We start from the raw sequence: 17,805 nt of genomic DNA, 5'->3' as shown, positions 1-17,805 counted from the left end.
TGACTCGGCCGCGAGAACCGCGGCGGCGTAGGCGCATCCGAAGCGCGTCCGGCCGCAGTGCCGGATTCGCGTCCTGGCGCACCAACGGCCTGCTGCCCTGCCTGACCACGCCCCCGACTCGCCTTCGGCGCGGCAGCCGCGGGCCGAGGCGCGGCCCCACCCGCTTCCCAGCGCACCGGATGATCGCTGCCGAGCACGGCCCGCACCGCCGACCGCACCGCCTCCACATTCCGCGGATCCGACAACCGCTGCGCCAACGGCGCATGCTGATGCGCGAATACGATCACCTCCCCTTCGATCCGCGCCACCGAGGCCCCCGACAGCAACGCCTGCACGGTAGGCCCGAACTCCCGAACTTTCGCCCGAATCTCCGCCCAGGCCCCCTCCACCGCCCGCAACAAATCCCCATCCCCCTGCCCACCGGCCTGCTCCGCGAGACCGTGCGCACCGCTGTCCTGCGCGGGGCCTCGCACGCTCCCCTGCTGCTCAGAAACACCTTGTGCGCCCTCCTCCGGCGCCGCGCCGCCTGCGGCCCGATCCGCGACACCTCGCTCCGATGGTTGCACCGCAGCGTCGTGGTGCCCTGCGGCACCTGCGCCACCGGTCTGTTCGCTCGCTTGCGCCGCACCGGCCGTGGACGCCGCCCGATCGGCGGCAGCCTGGTCGGGCGGCCGAGCCGAAATCGACTGCGCAACTTCTGAATTGGACGGCGCTCGACCCTCGCCAGCCGCCGCGGCCCCGGCGGAGTCGCGCTCTCGCGGCGCAGTTGTCTCGAAGACCTCCTGCGTCCCCCCGGATTCCAGCAATCCGGCGGCAGCCTGCGAACCCGCCTCGCCCGCCGGGTCGGCCACACCTCGACCGGGTGCGGCGGCTCGATCCGCGGATTCGACGCGTGAAGAGGCGAAAGCCTCGCTACGTGTGGCATCGCGTGCTTGTCCCGCAGACGCCGCATCGACGGGTGCGCCGCTCGTCCCGGCCGAGGCATCTACTCCGGCCGACTCTGCCGTACCAACCTGTTCAGTGCTCGAACCCCGATCGAGAGCCGTGCGATCGGCACCCGCCTGCGTCTCGCCGCGCTCGGCCGTCGAATCGTCTGGTACGAAAGCGAATCCGGCTCCCGCTTCGGCGTGCCCTGCGGCTGCGCCCTGCTCTACGGAATGCTGGTGGGCGGCCGAAGCCGCTGGCATCAATGGGGTCTGTGTTGCCGCAGCGCTCGATCCGACCGCAGGATCCGGCCCACCGGCCAAACCCGCTGGACCGGCACCATGTCCGGCGGCCGAGTGCTGTTCAACAGCCGCTGCCCGCTCCGCAGGCAGGCTCTGCGCCGGAACGCCCGCCTGCGCCGGAGCACCAGCCTGCGCCGGGCCACCCGCCTGCGCCGGGCCACCCGCCTGCGCCGGAACGCCCGCCTGCGCCGGAACGCCCGCCTGCGCCGGAACGCCCGCCTGCGCCGGAACGCCCGCCTGCGCCGGAACGCCCGCCTGCGCCGGAACGCCCGCCTGCGCCGGAACGCCCGCCTGCGCCGGAACGCCCGCTGGGCTCGCGCCTGCGCGGGTAGCGTCCTTTTCGCGGCGGGCGGCGGCGAGGAGTTCCGCGCCTCGGCGGCGCGCAGGTTCGTTGGACGAACGCGGCGGTGCCGATTGGGCCGGGGCTTCGGGCTGCGGCGGAGCGGATGGGGCCGCGGCGGTGGGCGCCACTGCTCCGGTGGCTATGCCGCGTTCGAGCCGCTCCAGGCGTTGCAGGGTTGCGGATTCGGCGTCGGAGACCGATGGAAGGAGCATGCGGGCGCAGACGATCTCTAGCAGGAGGCGCGGGGCGGTGGCGCCGCGCATTTCGCCGAGCCCGTCGTGCAGGAGTTCGGCGTGCCGGGCAAGGGTGGCCGGGCCGGTGCGTTCGGCCTGTTCGCGCATGCGGTCCAGGACATCGCCGGGGCCGGAGACCAGGCCGCGGTCGGCGGCATCGGGGACAGCTTGCAGCAGGATCAGGTCGCGCAGACGTTCCAGCAGGTCGACGGCGAAGCGGCGCGGATCGTGCCCCGCCTCCATGACACGGTCGATGGTGCCGAAGAGGGCAGCGCCGTCGCCGGCGGCGAGCGCGTCGATCGCATCGTCGATCAGCGCGACATCGGTGACACCGAGCAGCGAAACCGCCCGCGAATAGGTGACGCCCTCGGGACCGGCGCCCGCAAGCAGCTGATCGAGGACGCTCAGGCTGTCGCGCGGCGAACCACCGCCCGCGCGAATCACCAACGGATACACCGCTTCCTCGACCGGCACCTGCTCCTGCTCGCAGATCTTGCCGAGCAGTCCGCGCATGGTGGCGGGCGGCAGCAGCCGGAACGGATAGTGGTGCGTGCGGGACCGGATGGTGGGCAGCACCTTGTCCGGCTCGGTGGTGGCGAAGATGAAGATCAGATGAGCCGGCGGCTCCTCGACGATCTTGAGCAGCGCATTGAACCCGGCCGTGGTGACCATATGCGCCTCGTCGACGATGAACACCCGATACCGCGACTCCGCGGGCGCGTAGAAGGCTCGATCGCGCAGTTCGCGAGTGTCGTCGACACCGCCGTGACTCGCGGCGTCCAGTTCGATCACATCCAGATTCCCCGGACCGCCCGGTCCCAGCGCCACACAGGACGGGCAGACGCCGCACGGTGTCGAGGTCGGGCCCTGCACACAGTTCAACGAGCGCGCGAGGATGCGCGCCGAGGAGGTCTTGCCACAACCCCGGGGACCGGAGAACAGATAGGCATGACTGATGCGACCGGTGTCGAGTGCGGTACTCAGCGGGTCGGTGACGTGCTCCTGACCCACCACTTCAGCGAACGTTGCCGGTCGGTACTTCCGGTACAGAGCCACGGCCAGAGGTTACCGGCGCCCACCGACAAAGCGCATTCCCCTCGACCGACAGGCCGGGCGCGGCGCGACGCCGGGCGTTTCGCGACAATGATGTGATGTAGATCACAGGATGCTCGAATCTTCGTTAGCCCCCACTGATCAGCGCCGAAGGCGGCAAAGTCGGAGCAATCGAAGATCGAGAACGGACGAACACCGAATTTTGGCGCCCGTCCAGTGCACTTCGCGGCGATTAGTTGAACTCGCGCCCCGGTTCTGGAGCTATTTGCGGAGATAACGAATCAATCAACGTGCATGACATGGACGCAATCGCCTGGCTACCGTGGTTCTCGGCAACTTCGGTAGCCAAACCTTCATCAGGTTGGTGGCCCCGGCCGGTCCCTCATCCCGACCGGGGCACAACCTGAAATCCGCAATTCCGGCGCTTTTCGCCGAACTCACACCACTTCCACCGGAGGAAATTTCCACCGTGCCGTCGTGTGACGACATCGCCGCCGCCTGGCTTTCGAGCACCGATTTCGCCGACGACCATGCCGCCGTCGACCTGCTCAGCCGGGCGATCAGCCCCCAGGACTTCGCGATCAAGCGCGATTCGCTACCGGTGGCCGCAGCCGCCGATCCGTCGACCGCGGCTGCCATCCTCGAACTACTGGAACGCGGCCAGGTGCCGACCATGGCGGCGATTCGCACTCTCACAGCGCAGAACGAGATGCGCCGGGAGGCCGAACGCATCGAACGCCTCGGCCGCCGGGCCCAGCGCAGCATCGATGACTTCGGCCGGATACTCGCCCGGCTGGCCGAGGACCATTGGCTCGCGCACGGCGCAGGCCCCACCCGACGTGACGTACTGCAGTCCGAACCGGTGATGACACTGATCCGGGACCGGATCGGCGATATCGCCCCGTCCGCGGTGAAACACCTGTGGTTGATCGAGCGCGCACAGCGCGCAGGCTGGATCGCCTCCAATGCCAATGCCGGATCGCTTTGCGCTGCGAGACGTTTCTACTCCGCCAAGTACGGCAATCGGGTCTCGCTGCGGCCGGTCAATACGATCGGCACGATCGTCGCGACCTACCTGCGCGACTATCTGGTCGAAAATGACCGCGCGCCGCGCTGGTCGACTCTCGCCCACGACCTACGCGACGATCGCGGCCGTCGGCTCTTCCACGACACCGCCGACGCGCGCATCCAGCGCCGGTGGCTCACCACCGCCGAATGGATGGCCGAGAGCGAGGACCTTCCGGTGCCCGGGCGACGCGGTCTGCGCGCCTTGGCCAAGAAGGCGCGGCGCTGAACTGTCTGGGCCGACACCCAGCAACGATGTGAGCATTCGGTAACTTCTTCGCAACGCATGCAAGCGTGGAAGGAGTTACCCCGTGTCCTCAACCATCGATCCCGCGGCCACTGCCTGGCTGCTCGTCAGCACGGCCATGGTGCTGCTGATGACGCCCGCGCTGGCGATTTTCTACGGCGGGATGGTGCGCTCGACCGGCGTACTCAACATGCTGATGATGAACTTCATCGCGATCCCGCTGGTGACCGTGGTGTGGCTGCTGGCCGGTTACAGCCTGGCCTTCGGCGAGGACGCGGGCGGCGGTCTGATCGGTAATCTCGGCCACTTCGGGATGGCGGGCATCGATCCGAATTCCGTTCACGGCACCGTCCCGGAACTGCTGTTCGCCACCTTCCAGCTGACCTTCGCCATCCTGACCGCGGCACTGGTCAGCGGCGCGATCGCGGACCGCGCGAGGTTCGCGGGCTGGATGGTGTTCGTTCCGCTGTGGGCGCTGGTGGTCTATGTGCCGATCGCGCACTGGGTGTGGGGACCGGACGGCTGGCTGGCCTCCTTCGGCGCGCTCGACTACTCGGGCGGCATGGTCGTCGAGATTGCCTCCGGCGCCTCGGCGCTGGCGCTGGCCCTTGTGCTCGGCCCGCGCATCGGCTTCAAGACCGATGCGATGCGTCCGCACAACCTGCCGTTCGTACTGCTGGGGGCGGGTCTGCTCTGGTTCGGCTGGTTCGGTTTCAATGCCGGATCGGCACTATCGGCGAATGGTATTGCGGCAGCGGTATTCCTGAACACTCTGGTCGCGGGCTGTCTGGGCATGCTCGGCTGGCTCGCGGTCGAGCAGATCCGCGACGGTCGGCCGACCACCTTCGGTGCGGCCTCGGGTGTGGTTGCCGGTCTGGTCGCGATCACACCTTCGTGCGGTTCGGTGAATACGCTCGGATCGCTCATCGTCGGTCTGGCCGCGGGTGTGGTGTGTTCGTTCGCGGTCGGCTGGAAATTCAAGGCGGGCTACGACGATTCCCTGGATGTGGTCGGCGTGCACCTCGTCGGCGGCATCGTCGGCACGCTGCTGATCGGACTGTTGGCCGATCAGGTGATGACCGGTGGTGTCGAGGGCCTGTTCTACGGCGGCGGACTCGCGCAGTTCGGCAAGCAACTGGTCGGCGTGCTGGTGGTCTCGGCGTATGCGTTCGCCGTCTCCTTCGTGCTCGGCAAGACCATCGACCGGTTCCTCGGATTCCGGGTCAGCAAGGAAGACGAATCCGCAGGCATCGACTTCGCACTGCACGCGGAGACCGCATATGCCGAAGGCGTGCACGGACATGCGCCGCGACGCTTGGGCGAGGGGCACTTCGGGCAGACACCTGGTGGCGATCACTGATCCACCGGGGGACGAAAGCGCTAGCTAGGACACCTCGTCCGACGACATATTCCATGTGTTGCACTGAAATGTCCGGTCGTAGTTCTGGCCTTGCTCGAACCACGCCCCGTAGTGCTGGGTGGTGCCGTGATCGCGGGCATCGCCGGATTTATCTCCACGCCCGTACTGATCCGCTGTCGTTCTGTTCTGCTCCGCTTTGTCGAAGGCACCATCGACGACCGAGGTGCCGACATACATTCCGGCAAAGCACTGCGCCTCCAACTCCATGCGACGCGACAGTTCCAGCCCGAGCGCGCTGCGCGCTCCCGCGTCCGATCGCTGACTGCTCATTGCCTGGGTGATGCCGGAGATCGCCTGCACGTGATGGCCGTATTCGTGCGCGAAAACCGTCAAGTAGACGACCGTGTCGTTGCCGTACCGCTCGATCTGGATCTTGTCCAGAGGCATGTAGATCGTGTGGTTCGCCGAACAATAAAATGCTGCCCAATTGGCACTGCCGGAGCCGCATGGTGACGCCGCGTCCGCCCCGCGGGCAGGCACGCTCACAGCCGGGCTGGAGTACGGCAGGTTGGCGCCTTGTAGAGCGGGACGCCATTTCTTGTCGAGACAGGCTGCGGCAGCCTGAAAGAATCGGGTGGCGGCCTCGACAGTCGCGGACCAGGCCGGATAACTGCACTCGGCATTGACCACACCCGCGTCGCTGTCACTGAACAGCGGGTTGTCACCGGTTTTGGCAACCGGTTGCGGCCCAGCGGGTTTCGTCGTCGTCGGCGCGGCGGCGCGACTGGTGGTCGCCGCTGCGCTCGATGTCGGGCTCGGCGAGGAGGTCGATGAAGTCGGCGGAGTGTAGGTGTAGCTCGGCGTCGGCGGCGTGTAGGCCGACGGGCGGTGCCGCTTGTTCTCGTTATCGGCCGAAATCGCCGATGAGACAAGCAGTCCGACGACCACGACGATGACCGTCAGCACACCGAGCAGTGCACTGAGCCCAGCACCCGAACTCCGGCGTCGCGGCGGGTACGGGCGCGGCGGATATCCCGGCCGCTGATACGGCATCGGCGGACCGTACGGCGTCGCGTAGGGCGGAGCAGGACCGGGCGGATAACCCTGTGGCGTGCCATATCCCGGCGGTTGCCGATATCCGGGTGCGGGTTGATATCCGGGCAACGGCTGGTAGCCGGGCGGCGAACCATAGCCGTAGGGCGGCTGCGTCATCTGGTCACGACACCGAACTGGCCGACGCGGTGAACGTATTGCACTGTGCCGCACGGTCTTTGTCCACGCCGATCTCGAACCACGTACCACCGTTGTCCGCGGTCCCGTGATCGCGCATATCCCCGCGCTGGTCACCGCGGCCGTGGGCGTCGCGGCGGGCGAGGGTGATCTGCGCCGTGCTCAGCGAACCACCATTGGCCGAGGAGCCGAGATACATGCCGTCGAAGCAGTTGGCCTGCAACTCGATTCGACGCGAGAGCTCCAAACCCTTCTCACTGCGCACACCCGCGTCGACGCGATCGCTATTGGCCTTGCGCAGGATTCCGGCCATCGCCTGCACGTGGTGACCGTACTCATGGGCGAAGACCGACAGGTAGACGATCCAGTTGTCCTTGAACAGATCGGTCTGCAGCTGGCTGAGCGGCATATAGATCGTCTTGTTCGCCGGGCAGTAGAACGCGGCGAAATTACTCGTGGAGCCGGTACACGGCGTGGTGATGCCGTCCGTGCTCGCGCTGACATTCAGTGTCGGCGACTGGAACGGCAGATTCTTCTGTGCCAGTACGGGTTTCCACGCCGACTCCAGACAGCTCGCGGCGGTCTCGAAGAACTTGCGCGCGGTATCCACCTGCGTGCTCCACGGTGCGTACGAGCACTTCGCCGGGATCAAGGTGGTGTTCGGATCGGTCAGCAGCGGGTTGGTTCCGGTCTCCGATACGCCGCCGTTCGAATCCGGCGTATAGGTCATGCTCGGGCCGGGGCCCGACGCGGTGCTGCTGAGCCTGCCGTGCGAGAACGCGCCACGCACCAGGCCACCCGCGACCACGAAGACGATGATCAACAGCAGCGCGATCCACCCGCCGCCGCCCTTGCGCTTCTGCGGTGGACGTCCGGGTGGGCCGTAGGGCGTCGGTGGCGGCATGGGCGCGCGCTGTCCGTATCCGGGCGCCGGATAACCGGGCTGCTGGCCATAACCCGGCGGCGGACCATACCCGGGTTGACCGTAACCGGGCGAATAACCCGGCTGCTGACCATATCCGGGCTGACCATAAACGGGCTGCCCGGGCGCAGGACGGTATCCGGGCTGCCCATACGGCGAACCGGGACGCGGCGGAACCGGTTGTCCACCAGGCGGAACCGGCCCATAGCCGTACGGTGGTTGGGTCACGTCCCCCGTACCCCCTCGTCTCATGATCGCCTGCGGTATTGAATTTGCGGCGCTCCCGGGGCCCTTCGTGGGCCCGCCCGTCACCCACCACCACCCTCAACGGGCGGCCGGCGGCCGACTGTACCTATCCGAGCGCTACCGCCTGCGGGCCCGTCGCTCGCGCCGGGCTGCTGACGCAGCTTAGCAACTTGTCTAGAGTAGGCAGCCATGCTGACTTTTCGGGGGGGCGCCGCGAGCGCGCTGCTTCTCGCCGCTGCGGGAATGCTGGCCGCCGCACCGATTGCCCACACGGAGCCCGCAACCGATGGTGTCGATATTGTCGCGGATCTGAAACTGAGCCGCGAAGGTGTGCTCGAGGTCACCGAGAAGGTGACCGTCCCCGCCGACAGAGGCTTCAAAATGACACTGCCGCTGCGCCTCAAGGTCGGCGACGATGTCGAACGCGTCTTCAAAGTCACCGATGTCGATACCAAAGGCCCCGGCACCGCGACGGTCGCGAACGATCTGTTCACCATCGATGCCAAGCCGGGCGAATCGACGTTCACCTACGCGATCCACAACACGGTCAGCAACGCACCCGGTACCCAGGTCTTCCGCTGGCTCGGCACCATCAATGCCGATGTCGCATCGATCGATGCATCCCTGATCAGCCCGAGCTACGAAATGGGCGTGGTGGATTGCAAATTGGGCCCGCCCGGCAATCTGCGCCAGTGCTCCGATCTGCAGATCGAGGCGGACGGAGTGCTCTACTGGCGCCAGACCGACCTACGCAAGGGCGACAATATCGACCTGACCCTGCAGCTGCCGCCCGGCACGGTGCCCGCCAACGCCGATATTCGCGACAACAGCGAGGCCGGCGCCTTCTCCTTCACGACTCCGGTGCTCGTCGCATTCGGTGTGCTGCTGCTCGCACTGGCCGCGATGGCGGGCTACGTGCTCGAGACCAGGCGGAAAAACGCCGCTGCCACAGCCGGTTCGGCGACGATCGATCCGCTGCTGCGCGACGGTACGCGGGTCCAGTTCACCTCTCCGGAGGGCATCCTGCCCGGCGAGGCGGGCGTCTTGCTCGACGAACACGCCGATCCGAGCGATATCGCCGCGACGGTGATCGACCTCGCCGTGCGCCGTTACATCTGGATCACGCCCGTCGGCGATAGCGATTGGCGCATCGACCGGGTGAACGCGCCCGATGACCAGCTGCGCGCCTACGAAAAAGCGGTTTACCGCGCACTGCTGCCGGACGGCACCGATTCGGTGACCGTCGGCGAGTTGCGCGCGCCGGGACGCCTGCAGTCCCAAACGGTGCGCAGCGCAATGCTCGCCGATGCGGTCGAACGCGGCGCATTCATCGATCGGGCCCGCATCGGATTGCCGATCCTGTTGGGTGGGGCACTGATCGTCGCCGGTATCGCCGCGACCATCGCTCTGGCGCTCACCTCGGGCAGCGCACTGGTCGGCGTCGCGATCCTGCTTGCCGGCGTCGCGGCGGTACTGCTGCCGCGATTCCTACCGGTGCGCACGGCCCAGGGCCGCGAACTCGTCGGCCAGATCCGCGCGCTGCAGCGCGGCCTCGACGCGACCACCCGTGACCAGATCCCGCCCGCCGACCAGGAATTGGTCTTCTCCCGTGCGCTGCCGTTCATGGTGATCGGCGGCCGCGCCGACCACTGGATCCGCACCTTCCGCGACCTGAACCCCGCCGCCGACTCCCAGCCCGGCCTCTACTGGTTCGGCACCTTCGAACGCGACCGCAACCTGCAACGCTTCGCAGGCCACTTCCCCTACTTCATCACCGCCCTCGAGGCTCTCTTCACGTAAGTCCTCGGAGCATCCAGCGAGCCGAGCAATTTCGTCGGCAGCCGTCCACCGATCGCGGAAGACCAGCCGCACGGGCCTCGTTGTGATTGCATTGCTAGGTGACGGTGGCCGCCGCCGGTGCCGGCTGGCTCATTGTCGGCGGGCGGACTGGACCGCGGCCGGCATGCGCCGTTCAGCGACGGGCCCGCATACGCCCTGTGGCACATGATGATCGGGATCACCGTCGGGATGGCGGTTGCGGGAACGCTTTTCACCGTTGCGATGCTGCGTGAACTGCAGTTCAGCCACTGGACACGCTCGCGGCGACGACCGCACACCGGATCGAGGAAATCAGACGCTGCGCGCCGCCCTGATCACGGCTCTGACCATCCTGGCGATGGTCGTCTCGATCAGCGTGCTCGACCGGTCTTCTCGCCTACTTCCTGAAGTAGGCGAGAAGACCTGCAGGCGAACTGTCAGTCGTTCAGTGCTGTGCGGCGGATGGCGGCAAGGGGGTCGGCGTAGATGGCGCTGAGTGAGGTGACCACTGCCGCGAATTCCTGCACCTTGCCGCCGAATCCGCTGATGCGGATGTCGGTCGGGGGGAGTTGGGAGGACTGGGTGAAGGCGCGGGCGACGTGGGCGACCGCGGGGCGGTAGCCGGTGAAGGCCTGGCCGCCGAGGATCACCCGGTCCGGGTTGAGCATGTCACGGACCATCGCGACGGTGTGTCCGAGGATGGTGGCGCGCTCGGCGAGCAACTCCTGCGCATCCGCCGCGCCCGCCTCGGCGGCGCGGTACAGGTCGGCGATGGTGCTGCCGCCGGTGCCCTTGTGCGCCGGAATGATCCCGCGCCCAACGGCTCTGGCGTGCAGCGACCGATCACCGACGGTCACCTCGAGGCAGCCGCGCCGCCCGCAGGTGCATTCGACATCGGAGCCGGTCGGGAAGTGCGCGATCGAACCGGGTCCGCTGCTGGGGGTGTGCACCCGGCCGTCCAAAGTCACTGCGATACCGGCGGTTTCGCGAACGTAGAAGTACAGGCTGCTGCCGGGACCAGTGGTCCCACGCGGCTCGCCGGTCGGCAACAGCAGTTCCGACGCGGCCATCGCTTCGACGTGCGGCGCAACCGAGACCGGCAGCTCGAGCACCTCGCCGAGCACCGAACCGACCTGCGCCCCTTGCCAAGCCAGCTTGGGATGATCGACGACACCGGTCGCGACATCGACCCGTCCACCGATCGCCACACCGGCCCAGAGCGGTTTGCGCCGATGCCAGCGCTGCAGGAAGGCCTTGGCGCTGCGCGCGACGGTCGTGGTCGCGAAGTCCTGACCAGTCTGCGGCGTCGCGATCGCCAGCCCGCCGAGGATGCGCCCGCGCAGATCGGCCGCGACGATCTTGGTGACCGCGGCGCCGATGTGGATGCCGAGGGTCAGATATGCCTCGTGGTCGATTTCGAACGGCACCCGCGGACGGCCGACCGCACCCGATGCGGTCAAGTCGGGGCGCTCGCGCAGCAGCCCGGCGGCCAATAGCGCCGACACCTGCCGGTTGACCGTCGCGATGCTCAAACCCGTTGTGCGCGCGGCATTGTCACGGGAGACGGGACCGCCGGTAGCGGCGCGCAGCACGGCTGCGGCCGGATTGTCGGCGATGCGGAGTTCCGGCGCGACGACGGGGCGCTGGACACGGACACGACCGGTTACGACCCTGGAGGCGGATCGATCAAGGGTGAGGGACATATGAAGATTCCTTGCTGTAGTCCCGTACCACGGGACGTGCCTACACGTGCGGCGGCGGGGCAGCGCACGAGCCGAAAAGAGCGGCTCAGCTGCAGCAGGAACAACACAGTTCGCGAGTCAACGGCAGTCGCAGACCCAGTGCGGCGGTCACGTAGGTGACCCGCAGTGCGGTCGGACGGCTCGAAGACATGGGATCAAAGTTAACACCGAAATCGCCGCGCACCAAGCCCTGTCGGCAAGGCGGGAACTCCTCGAATGCGTGGTTCGTTCCGAAATCCTTGGCGCGCACCGGGTTCCGAGCAAAATGTGGCCCAAAGCACGTTTGCCCGAAAGCCGAATGGGGGCCGCCGCTTCGGCGACCCCCATGGGGTGACTGGCTCGCCCGATCCCGGGCTGTTCGGTTACGCCGCTTCCGCGACCAACTGACGACGGGCCAGCAGTGCGGTGGCCGAGGCGATCAGCCCGACCAGCGCGACCCCCGTGACCAGGTACAGACCCGGCCGGTACTGCGCGATGCTGGTGGCGGCGCCACCGCTGATCAGCCCGGTGACCACGGCCAGCACGACCGCGCCACCGATCTGACCGGAGGTCTGCACCAGTCCCGAGGCCAGCCCCTGCTCGTGGTCGGCGATGCCCTCGGTGGCCTGCACCATGACCGAGGAGAAGCCGAGTGCGAAGCCGAGGCCGAGCAGCAGGAACGCGGGCAGGTAGTCCACGACGTAGGTCGGGTCGGCGCTACTGCCGAAGGAGATGAACCAGACGTACCCGATCACGAAGGAGGTCATCGAGGCGATGATCATCGGCGTGGTGCCGTAGCGGTCGATCAGCTTGCCCGCGACCGGCGACAGGATCGCCACGATAATTCCCGTCGGCGCCAGGGCCAGCGCCATCTTCAGCGGCGTCCAGCCCAGGGTGTTCTGCAGGTACAGCGACACGATCGTCTGGAAGCTGATGTAGGAGCCGAAGATGGCCAGTGCGGCCAGATTCGCGCGCACGATCGACTTCACCTTGAAGATGCTCAGCCGAACCAGCGGGTGGGCCACCTTGTTCTCCACCACGAAGAACGCGCTCAGCAGGGCGACGGCGATTACGGCGGTCGCGACAACCGTTGCGGTGAGACCCTTTTCGGGTGCGGTGACGATGGTGTAGACGGCGGCCAGCATGCCACCGGTCAGCAGTGCGGCACCGACGAAGTCGATGCGACCCTGTTCCTTCTCGATACTGCGCGGCACCACGAAGTAGGCGGTGACCACCACGGCCGCGACCACCAGCACCGGGACGTAGAAGGTCAGTCGCCAGTCGACGCCGGTGAGCAGACCCGAGACGATCAGGCCGGAGGCGTAACCGGTGGCGCCGAAGACCGTGAAGATCGACAGGGCGCGGTTGCGATCGCGACCTTCCTTGAAGGTGGTGGTGATGATCGAAAGTGCGGCGGGTGCGGTGAATGCGGCGGCGACGCCCTTGATGATGCGGCTGGCGATCAGCAGCGCACCGTCATCGACCAGACCGCCCGCGAGTGAGGCGAGTCCGAAAACCACCAGGGCCGTGAGGAATACCTGTCGGCGACCCAGCAGATCGGCGGCGCGGCCACCGAGCAGCAGCAGGCCGCCGTAACCGAGGATGTAGCCGTTGACGATCCACTGCAGGCTCTCGGTGTCGAGCCCCAGTTCGGATCCGATGGACGGGAGGGCGACGCCGACCATAGAGACGTCGAGTGCGTCGAGGAACATCGCCAGACCGGCGACGAACAGCACGGCCCACAGCGTCGGGCCCCAACGGCCCGGGGTGTGCTCGGTAGGTGCGGCGGTCCGGGTATCGGATGCGGTAGCTGTCATAGTCACGTTCGGTAATTTAGATGCACATGCATTAAATGTCAACGCAAGTAATGCGGGCACATAGAAGACCTGGTCATGATCTTGCCGGACGACACCAGAAGGCCCCGCTCAGCATTGAGCGGGGCCTGCGTCCGTGGCCAGTGCATGCCGGCCGGGTCGGCCCGGCCTGCCCCGGCGCAAGAAGGCCCCGCCCAGTCGAGAGGTACTGGGCGGGGCCTGTCTCCGTGGCGACGGTGGGGCCACGGATGCCGTGCGACCTACTTGGCCGGGGCGAACGGCTGGTTGATGGTGGTGAAGTACTGAATCGCCGCACCGATCGCGACCGGAGCCGTGACGAAGATCTGACCGAGCAGGGTGCCCAGCGCACCGACGGCGAGGATGCCGGCGACGCAGCCGACGGCCGCGGCCGGGATGAACGGGCCGAACAGGCCGACGATGGTGGCCGAGGCGACCGTGGCACCGGCGATACCGCCGAGGACGCAGCCGAGGGCCCCGCCGCCGAGGCCGCCGACCAGCGTGCCGATGGTGGCCGCCGCCGAGATGGTGCTCGTCAGACGGGTCCAGGCCGCGACCTCACGGTCGTATGGGGTCTTCCAGGGGGCCTGGTCCTCGTAGGGCAGCGCGACCGGCTTGTAGACCGCGTGCTCGGGATCGATCTGCGGGGTCAAAGTCGCGGTGCGATCGGAAATCTGCGCGGCGATAGGGAATTCGAAGTCATCGATCTGGAACCGCAGCGGGGTGCCCGCGAGCACGGTGCCATCAGCAGCCTTGATCTTGAAGACATCGCCCTCGACCACCAGCGAACCCGCGTCGGTCTTGATAATCGATGAATCGCCTATTGCTTCGGCGGTAAAATTGATTGCGCTATCGTCGCTTTCGGTCGCGGCCGGGGCGGCGCCCGAGGTGCCCGCGGCCACACCGGTCGCCATGGTCACCAGCGCCGCGACGACGGCGAGTTTCCTCATCTTCATGTACTGCGTTCCCTCATCTAGGTGTTGCTACCGAGGGAAAAGCATCGGCTAGAACTCAATCGGGCACGAGGGAAAAATGCAGACAGATTCGAATAGGCAAACCCGGAGCGACCTCAGGACTTCTTGGCCGCCGCCTTCATCTGCTTCTTGAAAGCCCTTACTTCCGAAAGGGATTCGCCGTCGACAATATCGGCGGCCGAGCGCCGTGAGCCCGTTTCGGAGTAGGCGCCCGCCGCCGCTTCCCACCCCTTCGGCTGCACACCGAGCTGTTTGCCGAGCAGCGCGAGGAAGATCCTGGCCTTCTGATCGCCGTAGCCCGGCAGGTCCTTCAACCGGCGCAGTACCTCATTGCCGTCCGGTTCGCCCTGGGTCCAGATGCGTTCGGTCTTGCCGTCGTAATGCTCGACCACATAGCGCGCGAGTTCCTGGGTGCGACGAGCCATGGACCGGCCGTAGCGATGAATGGCGGGCGGGGTCGCGCACAGTTCCTCGAACGCCTCGGTATCGGCGTCGGCGATCCGCTGGATATCGAAGCCGTCCATGCGGTCGGCGATCTTCTTCGGCCCGCGGAAGGCATGTTCGAGCGGGAACTGCTGATCGAGCAGCATGCCCGTCAGCAGCGCGAAGAAATCCTCGGAAAGGAGTTTGTCCGCCTCCGGCTCCTGGGCGAGACACAGCTTGACAGTCGCGGACTTCGCTTTGGCCACAGGACTTCCTTTCGCTGGTACCGGACTTCTTTCGATCATCTCACTCGGAACCGTTGCGTGGTCCGGCCCACTCGGATCGGTGACCTGCCCAAATCGTGACCCACCTCACAGTCCTGCCGTGCGATGCGGTCGGCGCCGAAGTAGGCTCAGCGCCATGCCTCAGACGACGGCAATACCTAGAGACGGAATCGGGCCCATGAATATGCACGGGTTGCGCCCGGATCGCTTCGATAGCGCGGGCCAGGATCAGTTGGTCGACGTGCGGGATCTGCAGGCGGCGCTGCCGGGCATCCGCCGACTGCGCACGTGGGCACACGAAGCATTGGCGCTGCAGCCCGGCGAGAGTGCGGTCGATGTCGGATCGGGCACCGGCTCGGAGGTCATCGCCTTCGCGGATGCGGTCGGCCCGACCGGCACCGCGATCGGTGTGGAACCCGATCCACAACTGCTCGCCTCCGCCTTACGCCGCGCCGAACAGGCCGGTTCGACGGCCAAATTCCATTCCGGCGACGCCTACGGGCTGCCGTTCGGCGCTGAAACCTTCGACGCCGCACTCTGCGAGCGGGTCTTCCAACACCTGACCGCACCGAGTCGTGCCGCCAACGAGATCGCCCGGGTGCTCACGCCCGGTGGCCGTGTCGTTGTGATGGACAGCGACTGGGGCACGGCAATCGTGCATCCCGGCGACCGTCATGTAGTTCGCGAGGTCGTCGACACCCTGATCGCCGCAACCACCAACCCGTTCTCCGGCCGCAGGCTGCCCGGCCTGCTGACCAAGGCAGGCCTGGTTATCGACGACGTCGGCTCGCACGCCCTGGTACAGGACCGGACACTCGGCGCGGGCGCGCTGGTCAACCGCATCTCCGCCATGGCGGTCGCGCGCGGTTCCATCACCGAGGCACAGCGCGACCAGCTCATCGCGGATCTGGAACGAGGCGCCGAAACCGGTGACGTCCACCTATCGGTGACCATGTTCGCCGTGCTGGCACATAAACCCCGCTGATTGTGGCCGTCGATGTATCGACCGAGGCGGTGATCGAGTGTCCACGCGCTCAGGTCGCCGCCTTCGCGGGCGATCCGACGAACGCTCCACGGTGGTACGCCAATATCGACCGCATCGAATGGCAGACCGAGCCGCCACTGCGGATCGGATCACGCATGGAATTCGTCGCGCGATTCCTCGGCAGGCAACTCGTGTACACCTATGAGGTAGTCGAGTACACACCCGGCGAACGACTCGTAATGCGCACCGCCGAGGGACCGTTCCCGATGGAGACAACCTACACCTGGGCCGACGCCGGACCGGGCCGCACTCGAATGACCCTGCGCAACACCGGAACTCCGAGCGGATTCGGCAAGCTGGCCGCACCGATCATGAAGGCGGCGATGCGGCGCGCCAATCGGGCCGATCTGGCACAGTTGCGGACGCTGCTGGAGGCCTGAAATACGGTGGGCGCGTATCGGATTCGATACGCGCCCACCGTATTCGCCGACTATTTCTGGAGCAGCTTTTCGGTGGCCGCGAGCAGTACGCAGGTGGCCAGACCGTCCATCGCCTTGGCCAGTTCCGGCAGCTGGGGGAAGCTGGGGGCGATGCGGATGTTCTTGTCCTCCGGGTCATTCCGGTACGGGAAGGCCGAACCGGCGGCGGTGAGCGCGATGCCGGCATCCTTGGCCAGCGCGATCACCCGGGCCGCGGTGCCCTCCAGGACATCGAGACTGATGAAGTAGCCGCCCTTCGGCTCGGTCCAGGACGCCACCTTGGACGCGCCGAGCCGATCCTCCAGAATCTTCAGTACCAGCGCGAATTTCGGTTCGAGGATGGCGCGATGCTTCTGCATATGCGCCCGCACGCCGTCGGCGTCCTTGAAGAACCGCAGGTGACGCAGTTGGTTGATCTTGTCCGGGCCGATGCTCTTCTTCGCCGCGTGGTCGAGGTACCAGTTCAGGTTCGGCGTGGACGCACCGAGGAAGCTCACCCCCGCACCGGCGAAGGTGATCTTCGAGGTGGAGGCGAAAACAATGGGGCGGTTCGGATTTCCGGCCGCAGCGGCCAAACCGAGCACATCCAGGACGGGTGCGGCGGTATCGGTCAGCGGATGCACCGCGTAGGCGTTGTCCCAGAACAGGCGGAAGTCCGGCGCCGCAGTTGGCATCGAAACCAACTCCTGGACAACCTCTTCGGAGAAGATGACGCCGGTCGGGTTGGAGTAGTTCGGCACCGCCCACAGACCCTTGATCTGCGGATCATCGGCCACCAGTGCGGCGATGGCGTGCACATCCGGTCCGTCGTGACCGATCGGAATCGGAATCATCTCGAAGCCGAGCGCCTCGGTGATCGCGAAGTGCCGGTCGTAGCCGGGGCTCGGGCACAGGAACTTCAGCGTGGGCTCGGCCACCCAGCGCCGCTCGGAATCCGGTGTGCCGTACAGCAATGCGTAGGTGATCACCTCGTGCATCAGCTCTAGGCTGGCGTTATTGCCCGCGATCAGGTTCTCGACCGGAATGCCGAGCAGCTCACCGAAGATCGCACGCAATTCCGGGAGACCGTGCAGCCCACCGTAGTTGCGGCAATCGGTGCCGGCGCCGTCCTTGAAATCGCCGGGGCCGGGCAGCGTGAGCAGTTCCGCGGAAAGGTCGAGTTGTTCCGGCGAAGGTTTACCCCTGGTCAGATCCAGCGTGAGCTTCTCGGTCTTGAGCGTCGCGTAATTCGCGGTCTGGGTCTCGTGTTCGGACACGAGCTCCGGGGGGCTCATCAAACCGATCTGCGTTTGCCGGGGCATCCTGAGCAGCCTTTCGAAGCAGCGAAGGGGCGATTGACGTCCGAGCCGATTACCGCGGTCGGA

General features: G+C 66.8%; 12 protein-coding genes and 1 pseudogene. 5 read left to right on the top strand and 8 right to left on the bottom strand.

Annotated elements, in window-relative coordinates; translation table 11 throughout:
* Positions 1 to 1,307: 1,307 nt before the first annotated feature.
* Positions 1,308 to 2,858 (bottom strand): annotated as a pseudogene (locus ACQPYR_RS01895) (DNA polymerase III subunit gamma and tau); the annotation flags it as partial.
* A gap of 319 nt (positions 2,859 to 3,177) precedes the next feature.
* Here ACQPYR_RS01895 and ACQPYR_RS01890 point away from each other — a divergent pair.
* A complete protein-coding gene (locus ACQPYR_RS01890; RefSeq protein ID WP_433626862.1) occupies positions 3,178 to 4,149 on the top strand; it encodes a hypothetical protein in 972 nt (323 codons plus the stop codon).
* Between the two features lie 82 nt (positions 4,150 to 4,231).
* Positions 4,232 to 5,527 carry an ammonium transporter gene (locus ACQPYR_RS01885; RefSeq protein WP_433626860.1) on the top strand — a complete coding sequence of 432 codons (1,296 nt, stop codon included), beginning with the start codon at positions 4,232 to 4,234 and terminating at the stop codon, positions 5,525 to 5,527.
* Positions 5,528 to 5,551: 24 nt separating this feature from the next.
* Here ACQPYR_RS01885 and ACQPYR_RS01880 read toward each other — a convergent pair whose 3' ends face one another.
* Both ACQPYR_RS01880 and ACQPYR_RS01875 read right to left on the bottom strand, forming a co-directional pair.
* On the bottom strand, positions 5,552 to 6,739 hold the full coding sequence (locus tag ACQPYR_RS01880) for a neutral zinc metallopeptidase (protein ID WP_433626857.1): 1,188 nt from the start codon (positions 6,737 to 6,739) through the stop codon (positions 5,552 to 5,554).
* A gap of 4 nt (positions 6,740 to 6,743) precedes the next feature.
* Complete coding sequence (locus ACQPYR_RS01875) at positions 6,744 to 7,661, bottom strand: neutral zinc metallopeptidase (protein WP_433626855.1); 918 nt, start codon at positions 7,659 to 7,661, stop codon at positions 6,744 to 6,746.
* Between the two features lie 453 nt (positions 7,662 to 8,114).
* Here ACQPYR_RS01875 and ACQPYR_RS01870 point away from each other — a divergent pair, with 453 nt between their 5' ends.
* Positions 8,115 to 9,725, top strand: a complete 1,611-nt coding sequence (locus tag ACQPYR_RS01870) for a DUF2207 family protein (protein WP_433626853.1) — start codon at positions 8,115 to 8,117, stop codon at positions 9,723 to 9,725.
* Positions 9,726 to 10,180: 455 nt separating this feature from the next.
* Here the strand turns inward: ACQPYR_RS01870 and ACQPYR_RS01865 are convergent, their stop codons facing one another.
* From ACQPYR_RS01865 to ACQPYR_RS01850, 4 genes are all read right to left on the bottom strand, one after another.
* The gene (locus ACQPYR_RS01865) at positions 10,181 to 11,446 is read right to left on the bottom strand and encodes an ROK family protein (RefSeq protein ID WP_433626850.1); all 1,266 of its coding nucleotides are present in this window, start codon (positions 11,444 to 11,446) and stop codon (positions 10,181 to 10,183) included.
* 401 nt (positions 11,447 to 11,847) lie between these two features.
* A complete protein-coding gene (locus ACQPYR_RS01860) occupies positions 11,848 to 13,281 on the bottom strand; it encodes an MFS transporter (protein ID WP_433634975.1) in 1,434 nt (477 codons plus the stop codon).
* A gap of 257 nt (positions 13,282 to 13,538) precedes the next feature.
* Positions 13,539 to 14,252, bottom strand: coding sequence for a hypothetical protein (locus tag ACQPYR_RS01855; protein ID WP_433626848.1), 714 nt, complete (start codon positions 14,250 to 14,252; stop codon positions 13,539 to 13,541).
* A 113-nt stretch (positions 14,253 to 14,365) separates the two neighbouring features.
* Positions 14,366 to 14,959, bottom strand: coding sequence for an HhH-GPD-type base excision DNA repair protein (locus ACQPYR_RS01850; protein WP_433626846.1), 594 nt, complete (start codon positions 14,957 to 14,959; stop codon positions 14,366 to 14,368).
* Between the two features lie 196 nt (positions 14,960 to 15,155).
* Between ACQPYR_RS01850 and ACQPYR_RS01845 the strand changes: the two genes are divergently transcribed.
* Together ACQPYR_RS01845 and ACQPYR_RS01840 are read left to right on the top strand one after the other, a co-directional pair.
* Entirely contained in the window at positions 15,156 to 15,962 is an 807-nt protein-coding gene (locus ACQPYR_RS01845; protein ID WP_433626843.1) for a methyltransferase domain-containing protein, read from the top strand.
* Positions 15,963 to 15,964: 2 nt separating this feature from the next.
* Positions 15,965 to 16,402, top strand: a complete 438-nt coding sequence (locus tag ACQPYR_RS01840) for an SRPBCC family protein (protein WP_433626841.1) — start codon at positions 15,965 to 15,967, stop codon at positions 16,400 to 16,402.
* A 50-nt stretch (positions 16,403 to 16,452) separates the two neighbouring features.
* On the opposite strand, the gene ACQPYR_RS01835 is transcribed toward ACQPYR_RS01840, so the two are convergent.
* Positions 16,453 to 17,742, bottom strand: coding sequence for an aminotransferase class I/II-fold pyridoxal phosphate-dependent enzyme (locus tag ACQPYR_RS01835; protein ID WP_433626839.1), 1,290 nt, complete (start codon positions 17,740 to 17,742; stop codon positions 16,453 to 16,455).
* Between the last annotated feature and the right edge of the window lie 63 nt (positions 17,743 to 17,805).

It is taken from the genome of Nocardia sp. CA-120079 (assembly GCF_050955745.1).
GTDB lineage: Bacteria > Actinomycetota > Actinomycetes > Mycobacteriales > Mycobacteriaceae > Nocardia.
Note: the sequence above shows the minus strand (reverse complement) of the source record. Positions and strands in the feature narration are given on the sequence as shown.

What these genes read in the sequence shown, in the direction of transcription:
- ACQPYR_RS01880 (WP_433626857.1), bottom strand. Translation starts at nt 6,739, where the DNA reads ATGACGCAGCCGCCCTACGGCTATGGTTCGCCGCCCGGCTACCAGCCG.
- ACQPYR_RS01875 (WP_433626855.1), bottom strand. Translation starts at nt 7,661, where the DNA reads ATGCCGCCACCGACGCCCTACGGCCCACCCGGACGTCCACCGCAGAAG.
- ACQPYR_RS01870 (WP_433626853.1), top strand. Translation starts at nt 8,115, where the DNA reads ATGCTGACTTTTCGGGGGGGCGCCGCGAGCGCGCTGCTTCTCGCCGCT.
- ACQPYR_RS01865 (WP_433626850.1), bottom strand. Translation starts at nt 11,446, where the DNA reads ATGTCCCTCACCCTTGATCGATCCGCCTCCAGGGTCGTAACCGGTCGT.
- ACQPYR_RS01860 (WP_433634975.1), bottom strand. Translation starts at nt 13,281, where the DNA reads ATGACAGCTACCGCATCCGATACCCGGACCGCCGCACCTACCGAGCAC.
- ACQPYR_RS01855 (WP_433626848.1), bottom strand. Translation starts at nt 14,252, where the DNA reads ATGAAGATGAGGAAACTCGCCGTCGTCGCGGCGCTGGTGACCATGGCG.
- ACQPYR_RS01845 (WP_433626843.1), top strand. Translation starts at nt 15,156, where the DNA reads ATGAATATGCACGGGTTGCGCCCGGATCGCTTCGATAGCGCGGGCCAG.
- ACQPYR_RS01835 (WP_433626839.1), bottom strand. Translation starts at nt 17,742, where the DNA reads ATGCCCCGGCAAACGCAGATCGGTTTGATGAGCCCCCCGGAGCTCGTG.